At 56.2% G+C, this 17,499-nt stretch carries 12 protein-coding genes; all 12 read left to right on the top strand.

From position 1 onward, the window contains the following. Positions 1 to 47 precede the first annotated feature (47 nt). The 12 genes from M0R70_06590 (at position 48) to M0R70_06645 (ending at position 17,486) form a co-directional block, all read left to right on the top strand. On the top strand, positions 48 to 1,421 hold the full coding sequence (locus tag M0R70_06590) for a cache domain-containing protein (GenBank protein ID MCK9419027.1): 1,374 nt from the start codon (positions 48 to 50) through the stop codon (positions 1,419 to 1,421). 47 nt (positions 1,422 to 1,468) lie between these two features. After that, on the top strand, positions 1,469 to 3,394 hold the full coding sequence (locus tag M0R70_06595; protein MCK9419028.1) for an ATP-binding protein: 1,926 nt from the start codon (positions 1,469 to 1,471) through the stop codon (positions 3,392 to 3,394). After that, the gene (locus M0R70_06600) at positions 3,381 to 3,824 is read left to right on the top strand and encodes a response regulator (protein ID MCK9419029.1); all 444 of its coding nucleotides are present in this window, start codon (positions 3,381 to 3,383) and stop codon (positions 3,822 to 3,824) included. The genes M0R70_06595 and M0R70_06600 overlap by 14 nt, the downstream gene beginning before the upstream one ends. A gap of 275 nt (positions 3,825 to 4,099) precedes the next feature. Continuing rightward, positions 4,100 to 4,549, top strand: a complete 450-nt coding sequence (locus M0R70_06605) for a response regulator (GenBank protein ID MCK9419030.1) — start codon at positions 4,100 to 4,102, stop codon at positions 4,547 to 4,549. Positions 4,550 to 4,554: 5 nt separating this feature from the next. Beyond that, positions 4,555 to 5,886, top strand: a complete 1,332-nt coding sequence (locus tag M0R70_06610; GenBank protein MCK9419031.1) for a diguanylate cyclase — start codon at positions 4,555 to 4,557, stop codon at positions 5,884 to 5,886. A gap of 127 nt (positions 5,887 to 6,013) precedes the next feature. Then, positions 6,014 to 7,975 carry a thioredoxin domain-containing protein gene (locus M0R70_06615; GenBank protein ID MCK9419032.1) on the top strand — a complete coding sequence of 654 codons (1,962 nt, stop codon included), beginning with the start codon at positions 6,014 to 6,016 and terminating at the stop codon, positions 7,973 to 7,975. Between the two features lie 130 nt (positions 7,976 to 8,105). Then, complete coding sequence (locus tag M0R70_06620; protein MCK9419033.1) at positions 8,106 to 9,383, top strand: helix-turn-helix domain-containing protein; 1,278 nt, start codon at positions 8,106 to 8,108, stop codon at positions 9,381 to 9,383. Between the two features lie 339 nt (positions 9,384 to 9,722). Continuing rightward, positions 9,723 to 11,318: an FMN-binding glutamate synthase family protein gene (locus tag M0R70_06625; GenBank protein ID MCK9419034.1), complete on the top strand. Its 1,596-nt coding sequence runs from the start codon at positions 9,723 to 9,725 to the stop codon at positions 11,316 to 11,318. Positions 11,319 to 11,407: 89 nt separating this feature from the next. Then, positions 11,408 to 12,988: an FMN-binding glutamate synthase family protein gene (locus M0R70_06630; GenBank protein MCK9419035.1), complete on the top strand. Its 1,581-nt coding sequence runs from the start codon at positions 11,408 to 11,410 to the stop codon at positions 12,986 to 12,988. Between the two features lie 207 nt (positions 12,989 to 13,195). Continuing rightward, entirely contained in the window at positions 13,196 to 14,212 is a 1,017-nt protein-coding gene (locus tag M0R70_06635; GenBank protein ID MCK9419036.1) for an NrpR regulatory domain-containing protein, read from the top strand. Between the two features lie 364 nt (positions 14,213 to 14,576). Continuing rightward, positions 14,577 to 15,686: a glutamate synthase gene (locus M0R70_06640; GenBank protein MCK9419037.1), complete on the top strand. Its 1,110-nt coding sequence runs from the start codon at positions 14,577 to 14,579 to the stop codon at positions 15,684 to 15,686. Positions 15,687 to 15,830: 144 nt separating this feature from the next. Then, positions 15,831 to 17,486 (top strand): glutamate synthase-related protein, encoded by a 1,656-nt coding sequence (locus tag M0R70_06645; protein ID MCK9419038.1) that lies wholly within the window; start codon positions 15,831 to 15,833, stop codon positions 17,484 to 17,486. Positions 17,487 to 17,499 lie beyond the last annotated feature (13 nt).

Here is a 17,499-nt window from a genome sequence, read left to right on the forward strand (position 1 = left end):
TTGTCATGGAGTTCATACTGAGAGACTGTTGAAAGTGAGGCAGGCATATGAAAAAGATCCTGGCGTCTATGGTGGCGGGTTTGTTCCTGTTCGGGCCCATGAGCGCCGGCTTTGCCGGACAAAAAGTCGGCCAGGGCTCGAAAGAAGAAGCAAAGGTGATGATAGAGAGGGCGGCGCAATGGTACAAGCAATATGGCAGAGAAAAGACCCTTGCAGAAATCACCCGGGCGGGAACCGAGAAAAGGGGCGAGTTTATCGATAGAGACCTGTATATATTCGCCTATGATTTTAACGGGGTTAATGTTGCCCACGGGTCCAATCCAAAGCTGATAGGCAGGGATCTCATCGATATGCAGGATGCGGACGGGAGGTACCTCATCAGGGGACTGATCGAAACCGCCAGAAAGGGGAGCGGCTGGTACTACTATAAATGGTCAAACCCGATATCAAAAAAGATCGAAGATAAGATAGCCTATGTATTAAAGCTTGACGACGGTCTCTGGATAGGGGCAGGCGTTTACGGGAAAGAGGCGCAGGTGAAAAAAATCGGCGTTCTTATCATGTTTGAGGAGAGTCGCTACCACGAGGCCCTGCAAGGCATGCGGGAGCAACTTGACCGGGAAGGTTTTGGAGAACCCGCAACCACGTTCATCATGGAAAATGCAATGGGAAGTCGGGTGAAGGCCGCGGACCTGATACGGAAGTTTGCCGAAGCAAGGGTGGACTTGATCCTTACTCTGGGCACCGTCGGCACCCTCGCTGTCACAAAAGAGATCAAGGACATCCCGGTGGTCTTCAGTGTGGTATATGATCCTGTCGACGCGGGTATCGCCAGGAAGTTGGAAAGCTCCGGCAACAACACGACCGGCACCACCACGCACGTACCCATGTCGGTCCTTCTGCAAAAACTGAAAGAGTTCGCGCCGGTGAAAAAACTGGCGGTGCTGTACACGCCGGGTGAAAAAAACTCCGAGGCGCAGCTTAAGGAACTGCAGAAACTTCAAACCAATTCACCCATGAAGATCGTCGCTGTCCCGTTGACCCGGAAGGAAGAAGTAGCCGAGATAATGATGGAGGTCGTCCATACCGCGGACGCGATCTATCTCACCGGCAGCAGTATTATCGGATCAACGACCCCGATCATTGTCGACATGGCGAACAAGGCAAAGGTGGTCACCATCACCCATCTCGAAGACATGGTAGACAAGGGGGTGCTCATGGGGGTATGTGCAAATTCCTATAGTGAAGGACTTCTGGCAGGGGCAAAGGCCGCAAAGATTTTGCAAGGCGCAGCGCCGTCGTCAATTCCCATTGAGCTTCCGAAAAAAATCGATGTGATCTTTAATCTGAAGTCGGCACAAGCCGGGCAGTTTCAGGTCCCGTCGAATTTTATGAAAAATGTTACCAGGACCGTGGAGTAGTCGTTCGCGAAGGCCCGCTCAGGGGGGGGGGGACGGAATGATGACCTATGACTAAAAAAGATTTCAGGAAAAACATCCGGTTTAAATTCCTCAAGGACATCTCCATCATCCTTTTTATCGGCACCTGCGTGACCAGTGCCGTCATCGGGAACAATGTTGCAGCTATGCTCAAGGATTCCCTGACGAGCAAGGGGATGGGTCTTGCGGCCAATATCGCGAATCGCAACGAAAACGCCTTGATCATAAGCGGCAATCTCCGCTTGAATACCGTTTACACTGAATTGAACACGGATGAAGAGATCATCTATACCATCATCAGGAACAACGAAGGCAAGATCCTTACCACGCAATTTGAGAGCATCAACTATAAGTGGCCGGGACTGAAAGACGTCCTTCAGGGGTTGTCGAAAGACTGTGAGTTGCCGGATATCCTTGCGGCCATCAAACATCAGGTGGGTGTCAAAGAGGTATCCGTGCCGATCATGCTGGGCGTGGATACCCTGGGCACGGTTACGATCGGCCTGTCCGAGCACAAGATCCATAAGCAGATCATGAAAACTGTCCTCTTTCTCGTTGCGATGAGCTTCAGCCTCGCATTTATTCTCGGCGTGGTCCTGTTCATTTCTTCCAAAAAGACGATCCTGGACCCGATCATAGAACTCGGCCGTTCCGCCGCCCGTTTTGCGAAGGGCGACCTTTCAACCCGGGTAACCATATCAGCAACAGGCGAGATCCAGGAGCTTGTCGGGAGCTTTAATCAGATGGCGAAGGACCTGGAGAAGACGACCGTATCCCGGGACTATGTCGACAGCATTCTCAGAAACATGACGGACACGCTGATCATGGTATCCACCGAGGGCGCGATCCAGCGAATGAACGCAGCCGCCTGCGCGTTGTTGGGCAGAGATGAGGATGAACTTATCGGACGGCCGATCAATTCGGTCCTCCTGGACCCTGCCGGCGGGAATTTCGACATTCACGATGTGCTTACGAAAGGACCGATCAACAATGCGGAGAAAACCTATCTGGCCAGGGATGGGGGAAAAGTGCCTGTTCTTTTCTCCGCTTCGGCATTGGTTGATTCTCTGAACAGGGTGCAGGGTATCGTGTGCGTGGCCCACGATATCACGGAGCGCAAACACACCGAGGCGAAGCTCAAGAACTATTCTCTGGAGCTGGAGGCCGCCCATAGTGAGCTGAAAAATATCACCAATATATTTTTTCATGACCTTCGTACCCCGCTGGTGAACGTTAAAGGTTTTACCAGCGAACTGCAAACGTCCCTGAAAGCCCTGATCGAGATCCAGGGCGCCGGCGACCCGGCCGATCAGGAGCGGGTGAGACGCCATCGGGAGTTGGAGCAGGAGGTAATGGAGTCACTCCGGTTCATTGACTATTCGGTGAATAAGATGGATGTTCTGATCAAGTCCGTGCTCGAACTCTGGCGGATGGGGAACCGTAATCTGCGCGTGGAGCCGGTGGACGCCGGGGCGGTGGTCCGGACAGCCTGGGGAAAGCTGGCCGATGGCGGCGGGAAAGACGCGGTTCTCCTGAAATTCGACTCGCCTCCGGTTATCAACGCGGATCGAAAAGCCTTGAATATGATCATGGAGTTTCTCCTGGACAATGGTCTCAAATACCTCGACCCGGACCGCGCAGGGGAGATCGAGATCACCACTGAACAGAACGCGCAGGAGACCATTTTCCATATTCGGGACAATGGGAAAGGCATCTCCCGGAAGGACATCCCCACGGTATTTGAACTATTCCGACGGGTGGGCAAACAGGAGGGCCCCGGTCAGGGGATGGGACTCGTCTATGTAAAAACGCTCGTGCGCCGACACGGCGGCCGCATCTGGTGCGAATCAGAGCCCGGGAAAGGATCCGTATTCAGTTTCACGATCCCGCATAGTGTCCAGCATGCCGAACAAACAGTACCAGAAGGAGGAAAGAGTACCCATGGAGAATCATGATGCGGTGACGATTTTATTAGTTGAGGACGATGCGGGTCATGCGCTGCTGATCGAAAAGAACCTTCGGCGGGCGGGGATCGCGAACAGCATCATTAAACTCGATGACGGACAGCAGGCGGTTGATTTCCTCTTCAAGAGGGAGGCCTTCAGCGGTTCCAATCATCCGGCGCCGCTCCTCATCCTCCTCGATCTGAACCTGCCGGTCCTGAACGGCTATCAGGTGCTCAAGATCATAAAGAATGACGAGCGCACGAGGCAGATCCCTGTTGTGGTGCTGACGACCACCGACAACCCGCACGAGGTCTCGCGATGTTACGAACTCGGGTGCAATGTCTATGTCACCAAACCGGTGGAGTATGCAAAGTTCAGTGAAGCGGTCAAGACGCTCGGATTGTTCCTTGCGATCGTCAAGGTTCCGGAAAAGGAGTGATCGGCCGGTGAGCTTCCCTTTTTTGCGTTACCGGCGATGATAGTATGATACTATATAATTGATGGTCTCGAAAAAAGTAATTCTATTTTACCGTTATAATTGACCGTTTCTTACGGTCGATGATGTCCATTTTTCAAAGACGCCTGGCCTTTCTTTACCTGATCCCGCGCCGGCGCGGGACGTACTGACAAAGAGAGGGCCGGGACGACGTTCAGCTTCTCGTTGCCGGTCTCCGTCGGGGTGAACGGCGAACCGCTTTCCAAGGGAGGGCGATTATGAGCATTCTCAATGCCACCGCAGCGCCGATTCTTCTTGTCGAAGATGATCCCGGCCATGCTTTGCTTATCAAAAAGAATCTTCAACGGGGAGGAGTTACCCACGAGATCGTTGTGCTCGACGACGGCCGGAAGGCGGTGAACTACCTGTTCAAGCAGGGGGAATATGCAACGGATGAGCGCCCGGCGCCGGACCTTATCCTCCTCGATCTCAATCTCCCGATTTTGAGCGGATATCAGGTGCTGAAGATCATCAAGAACGACGAGCGCACGAAAAAGGTACCCGTTGTGGTCCTGACGACCACCGACAATCCGCAAGAGGTCGAGCGGTGCTATGATCTCGGTTGTAATATGTACATAACGAAACCGGTGGAATACGATAAGTTTTCCGACACGATCCAGAAGCTCAGCAGGTTTATCTCGATCGTCAAAACGCCAAATAAGGAGTGACAACCATGACCGAGAACACCATACTCCGCATACTCTACATGGAGGACGATCCGGGGCTCGCCGTTCTGATGCAAAAAAGCCTGCAGCGGATCGGTTTCCACGTCGATATCGCGTCCAACGGCGAGGACGGGCTCAAGATGGTCGAAGCAGCACGGTACGATGTTCTCCTTATTGATTACTACATGCCGGTCCGCGGCGGGATCGACGTTATCCGCGCGCTTGCCTTGAAAGGGAAGTTCCCTCCGGTCATCATGGTGACCGGGGAGGGCAACGAAGAGGTCGCCGTCGAAGCGCTCAAACTGGGGGCGGCGGATTATATCGTCAAAGACGTGGACATGAAGTATCTGGAGCTGCTCCCCGCGGTCATCAGCCAGGTCCTTTACAAACAACAGCTTATTGATGATGGCCGGCGCATGGAAGAAGCGGTCCGGGAAAGCGAAGCGCGGTATAGAAAGCTGGTCGAGCTGTCGCCGGACGGCATTTCAATTCATGCCGGGGACAAGTTCGTGTTCATCAATCCGGCCGGGGCGCGCATTCTCGGGGCGTCGCATCCGGGCCAGATCATCGGGATGTCCGCGCTGGATGTCGTGCATCCCGATTTCAGGGAAATGGTGAAGACGCGGATGGAGCAATTGGAGAACGAGGTGGACATGGTGCCGTGGATCGAGGAGAAGTACGTACGGCTCGACGGCGGTGTGATCGATGTGGAGGTCGCGGGCATCAAATTCGTATACCAGGGGAAGCACGCGGTGCAAAGGCTCTTCAAGGACATCACCGAACGGAAACGCGTGGAGAAGCGGCTCGAGCACCTGGCACTGTACGATACGCTCACCGGACTGCCGAACCGCATGCTGTTCTTTGACCGCATGAACCAGCTCCTGGCGCTCGCGAGACGCAACCAGTATGTGCTGGCGCTCCTGTACATGGACCTGGACAACTTCAAGCATATTAACGATACCTTCGGCCACGAAGTGGGCGACCTGGTGCTGACCGAGACCTCGAAAAGGATGACATCGTGCACGCGGACTTCGGACACGGTCGCGCGCATGGGCGGCGACGAGTTCATCGGCATCTGCGCGCGGATCGCCGCGCCCGGGGACGCGGCAGTGGTCGCCAGGAAGATCATCACCGCCGTGGCCAGGCCGTTCCTGACAAAAGGCCTCGAGCTGAGCATGGGCGTGAGCATCGGCATCAGCATCTACCCCCTGGACGGCGATGACGCGGAAACGCTGTTGAACAAGGCCGACGCCGCAATGTACAAGATCAAGGAAGGCGGTAAAGGCGGCTTCCGGTTCTTCAGCGACGTTACGGGCGCCGCTCCGGTTTCAGCGCCATAAACCTGGTCAATACCAACGAATTTGAAATTGTTACGAACTTGCCCCTCACCCTATCGGGGAGAGGGCCGGGGTGAGGAGGATATCTTCATGGCCCGTTTAAATCCCGTTATCCTGTCAAAATTCTTTTATGAACAAACTCGCCGACGAAAAATCCCCGTATCTCCGTCACGCGTCAACCCAGAAGATCGACTGGTATCCCTGGTCCGATGAGGCCTTCGAGCTGGCGCATCAAGAGGACAAGCCGGTCTTCCTGAGCACGGGCGCGGTATGGTGCCACTGGTGCCATGTGATGGCCAAAGAGTCCTTTGAGGACGAGGAGACAGCGCGGCTTTTGAACGAACATTTCATCGCGATCAAGCTCGACCGCGACGAAAGGCCCGATATCGACCGCAGGTATCAGCAGGCGGTCGCGGCCATGGGCAGCGGAGGCGGATGGCCGCTCTCGGTCTTCCTGACGCCGGACAAGCATCCATTTTATGGCGGCACCTATTTCCCGCCCGAGGATCGGCAGGGCAGGCCGGGATTCAAAAAGGTGCTGAGAGCGGTGAGCGATCATTATAAGACAAAACGGGGAGACGTTGAAGGGTATGCCCGTCGCGTACTGGATTCACTGAAGCCTGAAACACCCGTTGCCGGCGACCTGAGCGAATCGTCGTTGATGGAAGCTCAGCATGCCATCCTTGCCGTTGTTGATCAGCGGAACGGCGGGTTCGGCGCAGCGCCAAAGTTCCCCATGCCGGGCGCGCTGGAGTTCCTGCTTCGCCGCGCGGGTGCGGGGGGCGATCCCGCTGTCGGCGATGCCGCGCGCAGGATGCTCGAAGCCATGGCTGCGGGCGGATTCCACGACCAGCTTGGCGGCGGGTTCCATCGCTATTCCGTGGACGAGGCGTGGACCATTCCGCATTTTGAGAAAATGGCCGACGACAATGCGGGGCTTCTCAGGAACTATATCGACGGCTACACCATGTTCGGCGACGAACGGTTTCGGGAAGTTGCCCTGGGTATCGTTGCCTTCACGCGGGAAGTACTCTCGGATCCCGCGGGCGGATTCTACGCAAGCCAGGACGCGGATGTGACGCCCGATGACGAGGGCGGGTACTTCACTTGGACCGGGGATGAGTTTCGGAAGGTGCTCGATCCCGATGAATATGCCGTGCTTTCCCTTTACCTGATGCCCGAGCGGGGAAGCATGCATCATGATCCGGCGAAGCAGGTGCTCGCTGTCACAAGCAATCTCGAAGATCTTGCCGCGGAACTCAGCAGGGACATCGAGGAGGTCAGGCGGCTTTTCCTGAACGGAAAGAAAAAACTGATCGCAGCGCGCACCCGGCGGGAGACCCCCTTTATCGACACAACCCTCTATACTTCCCTGAACGGTATGCTCATCGCCTCCTATTTTCATGCATACTCGGTGATCGGCAACGAGGAGCTCAGAAGGTTCGCCGTTCATAGCCTCGAGCGGATACTGAACGAGCGCTTTATCAACGGGCGCCTGTATCACACGGAGAATATCACGGCCGTGCTCGATGACTACGTCCAACTCATTGACGCGCTGATCGCAGGGTATGAGGCCACTGCCGCGTCCCGGTATCTGGCGCTTGCTGACGAACTGATGGTCGTATGCGTGGGGAAATTCCATGATCCTGAAGAGGGCGGATTCTTTGATACTGAGGACAACGTGCTGGGAACGCGGCTCAAACGGATCGAGGATGTTCCGCATGCTTCCGCCAATGCCCTGGCCATCATGCTTCTGCTGAAGCTCTCGCTCATGATTGGGAAGGACTCATACCGGCAGCAGGCGGAACAGTCGCTGAGGCTCTTTGCAAGAGCAGCGCTTGAGATGAGCGTCCATGCCGGAGCGTTTTTCTGCGCGTATGATGCATTTTACCGCATGCTCAAGCTCACGGTCGAGGCGCTTCCTGACGGTGAACTCGCCCGTGCTGCACGGGCGCTCACCGGCACGACATACACCGTGGTTCTCTACGGTGAAATGAACAACCGCGTGATTCCCTGCACGGCAAACACCTGCTACGATCCGATCATCGATTCCGCAAAACTTCGCGATAGTTGCGCAAAGCTTCAGGGATAGCTAATCGTCGCTCTTTATCCCCTGTTTTTATTTCCGCTGCCATCCGAAAAAACTGCTTGACAGATATTATGAAAAAGGCAACAATATGTTTCCTCCATACTCGGCAATCATTTACCGAGCAGGGTCCCTGATGAACGGCAACCACTTACCGAACAATAAAATATCATCCGGCGTCGCCGGGCTCGATACCCTGATCGACGGATATTCCATCGGCGACAATGTCGTATGGGAAGTGGAGTCCGGGACGGCGTACAGCGTATTCATCCGGAATTTCATCTCGCGGTCTTTCAAGGACGACCAGAAGGTCATCTACGTGAACTTCAACCGCTCGCCCCAGACCGTGCTGAACGACCTCAGCGCCCTCCTGTCGACCGAACACTTTACGCTCATTGACTGTTTCACCTCGGGCAAAGGAAAGAACGATAATACCTTTCTGAAGTTTTATGAAAAGCCGGACCCCGGGGTCGTACGGATCGAGGATCCCCGGGACATCGACCGGTTTACCGCCACGCTCAACGCCATCGAGGACAAACTGCCGCCGGGGGCGCGGTATGTATTCGACAGCCTCACGGGCATGCAGGACCTCTGGGGCGATGAGAACGACACGCACCGGTTCTTCACCTACATGTGCCCGAGGTTGTTCGACCTGGGCACGGTTGCGTACTGGATACTGGAGAAGGAGGCCCACAGTCCGCGGTTCAAGGCAAACCTGCGGCATATCACGCAGGTCGTGTTCGACCTTTCGAAGCGAAAGAACAGTCTTTTTCTCAAGGCGCTGAAGCTGGAGGGCAGGCAGGACCGGGAGGGATTCAAACCGCATCAGTTCGATGTCCGCGGCGATGCAATAACGATCACCACGCACAAGAAAGAACCTGCCTCGGACATCGGCGCCAAGTTGAAGGAAGAGCGGCTGAGGATCGGCATGAGCCAGAAGGAACTGGCGGACAAGGTCAGCCTGACGCCGAGCTTTTTGTCGCAACTCGAAAACAGCCAGACGAGCCCGTCGCTCAGCACCTATCTTCAGCTGTGCCGGGCGCTGGACATCAATCCCGGCCAGTTTCTCGAACTCAGCGGGAAAATATCCGATACTCCCTGGCTTCTCAGGAAAGAAACGATATACTCCCGGTCGCCGGTGCGCGAGGACTCCGCACGAGTGTATGAGGTCGTGTCACAGGGCAAGTTTTCAGCACGGATCGTGGTCTTGCCGCCGGGCGCTGCCATGAATCGGCATTTTTTTTATCATAAAGATGAAGAAATGGTCTATGTCCTGAATGGCGATCTTTCCGTGACGATCGGCGGCAAGGAAGAGCGGGTCGTAACCGGAGACGTGATCCGCCTTCAGGACGCGTTCCCTTCGCACTGGAAGAATGAAGGAGGTGATGAGGCTGAATTGCTTGTGCTTTGGTAGGCACGATCTCTTTTAAATTATTTTCTAATAAAATAAAACGCAGAGATTTTTTTTGCCTTCCGACTCAAGTGTAGCTTAATTCATTGGGTTTAATATTAAGCGGTACTAATAAGGAGGTGATGATGCCGAATTACTTGCGCTTTGGTCGGCCAGTTCAAAATGGAGTCTAATAACAGAGTGAAATATTTTTTTGCCTTCCATGTAAAGTTAGGCTTAATTTATCAAATTAATATTAAGCGAGGCTAAAGTGGAATGGGGAAACAGAATCAATGTAGTACTCCGGCCTGCCCGTGGACTCACGGCAGTCGGGAAAAATAATAAATTGAAAAGGAGAAAACCATGAATCTGTCACAACCGAATTCAAACGATGCAACCAGAACAGCCAATCGATCAAGAAGTGTTTCGCCGATGAGCGGACTTTGCACACGTTGCATCGACGGGTGCCGAGGGAATTGCGAGGTGTTCAAGTCGACATTCAGGGGAAGGGAACTGCTCTATCCGGGGCCCTTCGGCAACATCACCGCGGGCGGCGATAAGAACTATCCGGTGGATTATTCACACCTCAATATCCATGGCTATGCCCTGGGAGCCAAGGGACTTCCCAAAGGCCAGGTAGGGGACCCCGACACCGCGCGGTTCCCGATCGTCAACACGGAGACCAGCTACGGCTGGACCAAAAAGGTCAAGATGCAGGTGCCGATCTTTACCGGCGCACTCGGATCGACGGAAATTGCCCGCAAGAACTGGGAGCACTTTGCCGTGGGGGCCGCGCTGTCCGGCATCACGGCTGTTTGCGGAGAGAATGTGTGCGGCATCGATCCCGGACTAGAATTGAACAGCAGGAAGCAGGTCAAAAAGTCGCCGGACATGGACCGCAGGATCGAAACCTATAAAAAGTATCATCAGGGATACGGCGAGATCCTTGTGCAGATGAATGTCGAGGACACCCGGTTGGGCGTCGCCGAATACATCATCGAAAAACACAAACTTGAAACGATCGAGTTGAAGTGGGGCCAGGGGGCCAAGTGCATCGGCGGCGAGATCAAGGTAAACTCGCTGGAGCGCGCCCTTGAATTGCAGCGTCGCGGATATATTGTCACGCCCGACCCATCCGACCCGGTCGTACAGGCCGCTTTTAAAGATACCGCCATCAAGGAATTCGAACGCCACAGCCGTATGGGATTCATCGGCGAAGAGGAATTTTACGCCGAGGTCCATCGGCTGAGGAAACTTGGATTCAAGCGGATCACCCTGAAAACCGGCGCCTATGGTCTGCGCGAGCTGGCCATGGCCATCAAGTGGGGCTCCAAGGCCAAGATCGATCTGTTGACCATCGACGGAGCACCCGGCGGGACCGGCATGAGCCCCTGGCGCATGATGGAAGAGTGGGGCATGCCCTCGCTCTATCTGCACTCCGCGGCCGCTGAATTCGCGAAGATGCTGACCGACAAGGGGGAACGCGTTCCGGACATCGCCTTTGCCGGAGGATTCAGCAGTGAAGACGGCATATTCAAGGCATTGGCCCTGGGAGCGCCCTATGTCAAGGCCATCTGCATGGGCCGCGCACTCATGATCCCGGGCATGGTCGGCAAGAACATCGCGCAGTGGATGAAGGACAATGATCTTCCGAAAACAGTGAGCGAGTTCGGCTCCACGGTCGAGGAAATCTTCGTCAATTATGAAGACGTGAAGAAGATCGTCGGCAATGATGAGATCAAGAACATCCCGCTCGGCGCGATCGGCATTTACAGCTATTCGAACAAGATCAAAGTGGGGCTGCAGCAGTTGATGGCCGGCGCCCGCTGTTTCAATCTCGAAGCGATGTCGAGAAAGGACCTGATGTCACTCACCGAGGAATGCAGCAAGGTCACCGGGATCCCGTATCTCATGGACTCCTATCGCAAAGAGGCTTTGAAAATACTCAAAGGCAAATAGTTTGGTCCGCGTGTTTCAATGAATGACCAATCGTTGGGACGGTCTCCGGCGAACTGCCGGAGACCATTCCACACAAGGAGAACACTCATATGAATCCAGGTCAAGTGAATGCGAGTTCGGCAACAGGAACGAAAAACAGGGTTCAGGATGCGGCGCCGCAGTCAGGCATCTGTTCGGTATGTCTCGACGGATGTCCCGGGCCGTGCGAGGTGGGCAAGTCCGCCTACCGCGGCAGGGAGGTCCTCTATCCGCTTCCCTTCGGCAAGGTCACGGCGGGCGCGACCAAACAGTATCCCGTGGACTACTCTCACCTGAACATTCAAGGCACCTGCGTCGGCGCCGTCGGGATCGCCGCGGACCCCGATAAGGCGATCTTTCCGGCAGTCTCGACCGAAGCAATAGTCGGACACCGGCACAAGATCAGGCTCTCTTTGCCGATCTTTACCGGCGCGCTCGGCTCCACGGATATCGCAAAGGACAACTGGGAAGGCCTGGCGATCGGCGCCGCGATTTCCGGCATTATGGTCGTCATTGGGGAGAATGTCGTCGGGATGGACCCCGGGGCGGAGATCCACGACGGGATCGTCGCCCATTCCCCCGAGCTTGAGCGCCGCGTCAAGTGTTTCAAGGAGTGGTACAACGGCGCGGGCGAGATCATTCTGCAGCAAAACGTGGAGGACACGAGGCTCCGTTCAGCGGAATATGCAATTGAAAAGCTCGGGGTAAGCTGCATCGAGCTCAAGTGGGGCCAGGGCGCCAAGGATATCGGCGGCGAAGTGAAGCTCAAGACACTGGAGCGGGCGGAGGAGCTTAAACAGCGCGGCTACATCGTGGTTCCCGATCCGACCGACGCCGTGGTGCGCAAAGCTTTTGCGGAGGAGGAGTTCAAGGAGTTCGAGCGGCATTCCCGGCTCGGCATGGTCGAGTACGAGGGGTTCGAGAAAGCCGTGCGGCGCTACCGGTCCGCCGGCGCGAAGTTTATCTCGCTCAAGACCGGCGCGTACCGCGTATCGGACCTGGCACGGGCCATTCGCTTCTGTTCCGATGCCGAGGTCGATCTTCTGACCATCGACGGCGCGGGCGGCGGCACGGGCATGAGCCCCTGGCGAATGATGAACGAGTGGGGCATCCCGACGCTTTACCTTCAGTCCCTGGCATACAAGTTCGCTTCACAGCTCAAGGCGAAGGGCCGCTATGTTCCCGATATGGCGATCGCCGGCGGGTTCTCGCTGGAAGACCATATCTTCAAGGCGCTTGCCCTGGGCGCGCCCTATTTCAAGGCGGTCTGCATGGGCAGGGCGATGATGATCCCGGCGTTCGTTGGCAAGAACATCAAGAAATGGATCGACGAGGACAAACTGCCCGTGGAGATCAAGAAGTACGGCGATGTCCCGGAGCGCATCTTCATCACGGCCGAGACGCTCAAGGCGAAGTACGGCAAGGACTTCGCGCGCATACCCTGGGGCGCCGTGGCAATGTACACATTCACCGACCGCCTGAAGCTGGGACTGCAGCAGTTCATGGCGGGCTCGCGGAAGTTCGGCCTGCAGCATATCGACCGGAGCGATGTTGTTTCATTGACCCGGGAATGCGCGGACGTGACCGGCATACCCTATGTCATGGATTCCGATATGAAGGAAGCCGAGAGGATCCTGTGCAACGGGGTCTGATGGTCATTCGTCAGCACAATTTTGATTCCACGAAAAACGGCAAAATTTACCTGATATGATTGGTAACGTCTTACGGTGACGAGGCCCGTATCGTCAAACGGTAATGTGAAGCGTCAAAACGATCACCATAACCACTTACCGAAACGGGCATCGTAGCCGTAACCGTTCCCTTTTTGATTTCCGGATTGTCCGGCTTGGGAGACTCGAATGAACAAAACCCTTCACGCCATTCTTTCCATTCTCGATACCTGTCAGACCGTCACCGGGTCGCGGGAGCTCTCGCGGCAGTTGAAGCTGCACGGTGTGGAACTTACCGAACGGACGGTGCGGTATTACCTGAAGATGCTGGACAAGAAGGGTTTTACGGAGGTGTTCGGCAAGGAAGGGCGGAAGATAACCGCCCAGGGAAGGGAAGAACTCAAACACTCCCTTGTTTCCGACAAGATCGGGTTCGTTATCAGCAAAATTGAAACGCTTTCCTACATGACCACCCTGGACATGGCGACCATGGAAGGCGACGTGATCCTGAACATCTCCTATTTTTCGCGGAAGGACCTTCGAAAGGTTCTGGGACTTCTTAAACCGGCATTCTCGTCCTCTTATGTGATGAGCGACCGGGTGATCCTTGCCCCTGAGGGGGAGAAAATCGGCAGCGCCCTTGTTCCCAAAGGCATGATGGGGCTGGGCACGATCTGCAGCGTGACCATCAACGGGATTTTTTTGAAGGCGGGCATCCCCGTCGCCTCACGGTTCGGCGGGGTCGTGGAGACCGCGAACGGCAAACCCGTGCGATTCGTTTCCCTGATCAGCTACGAGGGGTCGTCCCTCGATCCGCTCGAAATTTTCATCAAGAGCAAAATGACCGCTGTCTCCAAGGCCGTGGCAGGCGGTTCAGGCAGGATACTCGCCAGTTACCGGGAGATCCCGGTCGTTTGTCTGGAAAAGGCGAAAAAACTCGCCCGCACCCTGGAAGACCGGGGCATCCGCGGTGTTCTTCTCATCGGCGGCCCGAACAAACCCCTTCTCGAAGTGCCGGTCGGGATCGACCGGGCAGGAATCGTCATTGTCGGCGGTCTGAACCCCATCGCCGTCCTGGAAGAGCATGGGATCGCGACGGAGAGCAAGGCCATGTCCACGCTCTTCGAATATTCCCGCCTGGTCCCTTTTCAGGATGTTCTGCGCAATGTTCTCTCTCCGCTCAAAGACCGGTCTGCGGCGGCCTGACGCATTGCAGGACGGCTCAACGCGGCCCGATTGTCCGCATATTTTCGCTTGACACCAGAGCTGAACCGGGTGTATTCTACGACACACTCGGCAATGGATTGCCGAGTAAAAGCCCCTCACGGAGGGGCTTTTTTTGCCGCTCTTTGAGCGGTCGCGTATCGGTTCTTTGTTCACCTGGAGAGCGTCCCTGTTGGCGGCAAAGACCTGTTATACTATAAGACAATTACAAGCACCCCAATAACCAATAAATACCAATGAACAAAATTCCAAGTTCCCGGTTTTGTCAGTCATTGGAGCTTTGCTATAGAGATTTATTTGAAATTTTGATTTTTGGGATTTGAGATTTCATGAGGAGTCATTATCTATGTGCCGATTGAGCGCGATAACATCGAGTGACTATTTCTCCCCCATGGAGAACATCCATGCGCTCGAGACCATGAAGGAAGGACACGATGGGTCCGGGCTCGGTCTGATGCTCAAGGACCTGGGTGGGCCCTTCGAGGAGTTCAAGAGTTATCCGATCCTGTCCGCCATCTGCTCGAACAAGGGGCTCCGGGACCTGGACGATTATATGAAGGCCCTCGGGTTCAAGGAAAAGTTCATGTGGGCCCCGCCCATCAAGAACATGCCGGGCGTCGAGCGCAGGGAGCATTATCTCACGAAAGTGTACGATTACCCGGAAACGTACAAGGACAAGCCCTTTCGCGAGAAGGAGGACCTGCTCATGAACACGCGGCTGGCCCTCCGGCAGATCGGTGAATCCGACGGGTCGCTTTTTGTGTTCTCCTTCTATCCCGACGTGCTGACCCTCAAGGAAGTGGGGGACCCCCTCCAACTCGGCGAGTTCTTCGGACTCGAGAAGTCGGGCCTTAAGGCAAAGATCGTTTTCGCCCAAGGCAGGCAGAACACGAATTACGCCATCTACCTCTACGCCTGTCATCCCTTCTTCATCCAGGGATACGCCACCATGACGAACGGCGAGAACACGGCCTTTGTGCCGATCCGCGAGTTCCTCATGGGCCGCGGAAATCCGGGGTACATGGGCTACAACTCGGATTCCGAGGTCTTTACCCACATCCTGCACTACACCAACCGGACCCTCGGGTATCCGCTCCATTACTACAAGGACATCATCACACCGATGAAGGACACGGAGATCGGGAAGCGTTCCGATGCCGAGCCGCTGCGGCTGCTCAAGAAGTCGCTCCGGCCGCTCTGCATCGACGGGCCGAACTGCGTGATCGGGTTCACTCCCGACGGCACGTGTTTCATGGCGCACGATTCCAAGAAGCTCAGGCCCGGCGCCGTTGGCGGCAAACCCGGTAAATACGCGCTCATGTCCGAGGTCTGCGGCGTGGACAGCGCCATACCGGACCGGGATGAATCAACGGACATCTTCCCCATGAAGTATGACATGGTGATCATCGCGCCCGGCGCGCGGGAGGTTAAGGTATGGAATCAGCTGCACGGTTAGATAACAATTATCAGCTCTCGCTAATGATGATTATCGCACCCGGAGCACAGGAGGTGCAGGTATGGAATCAGCTGCACGGTTAGATAACAATTATCAGCTCTCGCTAATGGTGATTATCGCGCCCGGAGCACAGGAGGTGCAGGTATGGAATCAGCTGCACGATTAGACCAGAACCATCAGCTCTCGTTAAAAGAGCTTCCCTATATTGTCCGGTGGCGCGAGGACCGCTGCACCCGCTGCGGCCGCTGCACGGCCGTCTGCCCCATGAAATCCATCGAGGCCACGGTCACCACCCAGCGGGTGGTAACGTCCGAAGGTTCGAGCCCCGAACCCAGGGTCACTCGCCGGCTGACCCAGGTGGTGCACCAGGTCACGGAGATCGAGCGGTACTGCATCGGATGCGGCGCTTGCACGCTCGTTTGCCCCGCGGACGCAATTTTCCCGGAGTACAACTTCCAGCACAAGCTCTACCACTTCAAGAACAAGGGCGGCGTTCCCTTTATGCGCGGCGGACGGCGGAACGACCCGTCGATTTCGACGCTCGACAGGCTCAAGTTCACCCGCATCTCGATGCTCACCGACCCGGCGCTGGACGCGGGCAGGCATGAGTTCCGCATCAGGACGCTTCTCGGCAGGAACCTTCCGGCGGAGAAGCTTCCAATCAAGGTTGAAGGCGACAAACTGACGATCAGCAACCACACGTTCATCCCGCCGGTGCGCGAGATCTACCCCATCCGCATCGGCAGCATGTCCATCGGCGCCCTCTCACCGCACATGTGGGAAGGTCTTGCCATGGGCATCACCTATTTGAATGAGGTCGAAGGCCTGCCCGTGGTCATGTGCTCCGGTGAGGGCGGATTGCCCCCGAGCATTCTGAAGTCCCGCTACCTGAAATACTTCATCATCCAGATCGCGTCAGGCTATTTCGGCTGGGACGAGATCATCCGCGCGCTTCCGGACATGATCGAGGACCCGTGCGCCATCGAGATCAAGTACGGACAGGGCGCGAAGCCCGGCGACGGAGGCCTGCTCCAGGCGTATAAAGTGCTCGGATTGATCGCCAAGATCCGCGGCGTGCCGCAGTTCGTTGACCTTGCGTCGCCGCCGACGCACCAGACAAAGTATTCCATTGAAGAGGCGGTCGCGAAGATGATCCAGTCCATGTCCATGGCCTGGGGATTCCGCGTGCCGGTGTATCCGAAAATTTCCGGGACGAAGACGGCCCGTGCCGTGCTGAACAATCTCGCACGGAACCCCTATGCCGCGGCACTCTGCATCGACGGCGAGGACGGCGGCACCGGCGCGGCCTACAATGTGTCCCTGGACAAGATGGGACATCCCATCGCGTCGAACATCCGTGATTGCTATCTGGACCTCGTGAGGCAGGGCAAACAGAACGAACTCCCGCTCATCGCCGCGGGCGGTGTGGGCAAGGGAGGCAACCTCGCGGCGAACGCGGCGGCCCTCATCATGCTCGGCGCGTCGGCGGTGGACATCGGCAAGTACATCATGCAGACGGCCGCGGGCTGCTTCGGGGACGAGTACAACCGCTGCAATGTCTGCAACCTCGGCAGGTGCCCGCGCGGCATCACGACGCAGGACCCGAAGTTGTACCGCAGGCTGGATCCCGACAAGGTCGCGGAGCGTGTGGTGGAGGTCTTCAAGGCCGCGGACGTGGAGCTCAAGAAGATCTTCGCGCCGCTCGGCAGGAGCACGGAACTCCCGATCGGCATGTCCGACGCCCTTGGCGTGAACGACAAGGACATCGCGGACCGGCTGCAGATCAGCTACGTGTGTTAAGTGCCGAGTGCGG

The organism is Nitrospirota bacterium (assembly GCA_023229435.1).
Taxonomy (GTDB): domain Bacteria; phylum Nitrospirota; class UBA9217; order UBA9217; family UBA9217; genus JALNZF01.

Excerpts from the sequence above, each read along its gene's own strand:
- M0R70_06625 (MCK9419034.1), top strand. The coding sequence starts at position 9,723 with ATGAATCTGTCACAACCGAATTCAAACGATGCAACCAGAACAGCCAAT.
- M0R70_06635 (MCK9419036.1), top strand. The coding sequence starts at position 13,196 with ATGAACAAAACCCTTCACGCCATTCTTTCCATTCTCGATACCTGTCAG.
- M0R70_06620 (MCK9419033.1), top strand. The coding sequence starts at position 8,106 with ATGAACGGCAACCACTTACCGAACAATAAAATATCATCCGGCGTCGCC.
- M0R70_06645 (MCK9419038.1), top strand. The coding sequence starts at position 15,831 with ATGGAATCAGCTGCACGATTAGACCAGAACCATCAGCTCTCGTTAAAA.
- M0R70_06595 (MCK9419028.1), top strand. The coding sequence starts at position 1,469 with ATGACTAAAAAAGATTTCAGGAAAAACATCCGGTTTAAATTCCTCAAG.
- M0R70_06615 (MCK9419032.1), top strand. The coding sequence starts at position 6,014 with ATGAACAAACTCGCCGACGAAAAATCCCCGTATCTCCGTCACGCGTCA.
- M0R70_06590 (MCK9419027.1), top strand. The coding sequence starts at position 48 with ATGAAAAAGATCCTGGCGTCTATGGTGGCGGGTTTGTTCCTGTTCGGG.
- M0R70_06640 (MCK9419037.1), top strand. The coding sequence starts at position 14,577 with ATGTGCCGATTGAGCGCGATAACATCGAGTGACTATTTCTCCCCCATG.
- M0R70_06600 (MCK9419029.1), top strand. The coding sequence starts at position 3,381 with ATGGAGAATCATGATGCGGTGACGATTTTATTAGTTGAGGACGATGCG.
- M0R70_06605 (MCK9419030.1), top strand. The coding sequence starts at position 4,100 with ATGAGCATTCTCAATGCCACCGCAGCGCCGATTCTTCTTGTCGAAGAT.
- M0R70_06610 (MCK9419031.1), top strand. The coding sequence starts at position 4,555 with ATGACCGAGAACACCATACTCCGCATACTCTACATGGAGGACGATCCG.
- M0R70_06630 (MCK9419035.1), top strand. The coding sequence starts at position 11,408 with ATGAATCCAGGTCAAGTGAATGCGAGTTCGGCAACAGGAACGAAAAAC.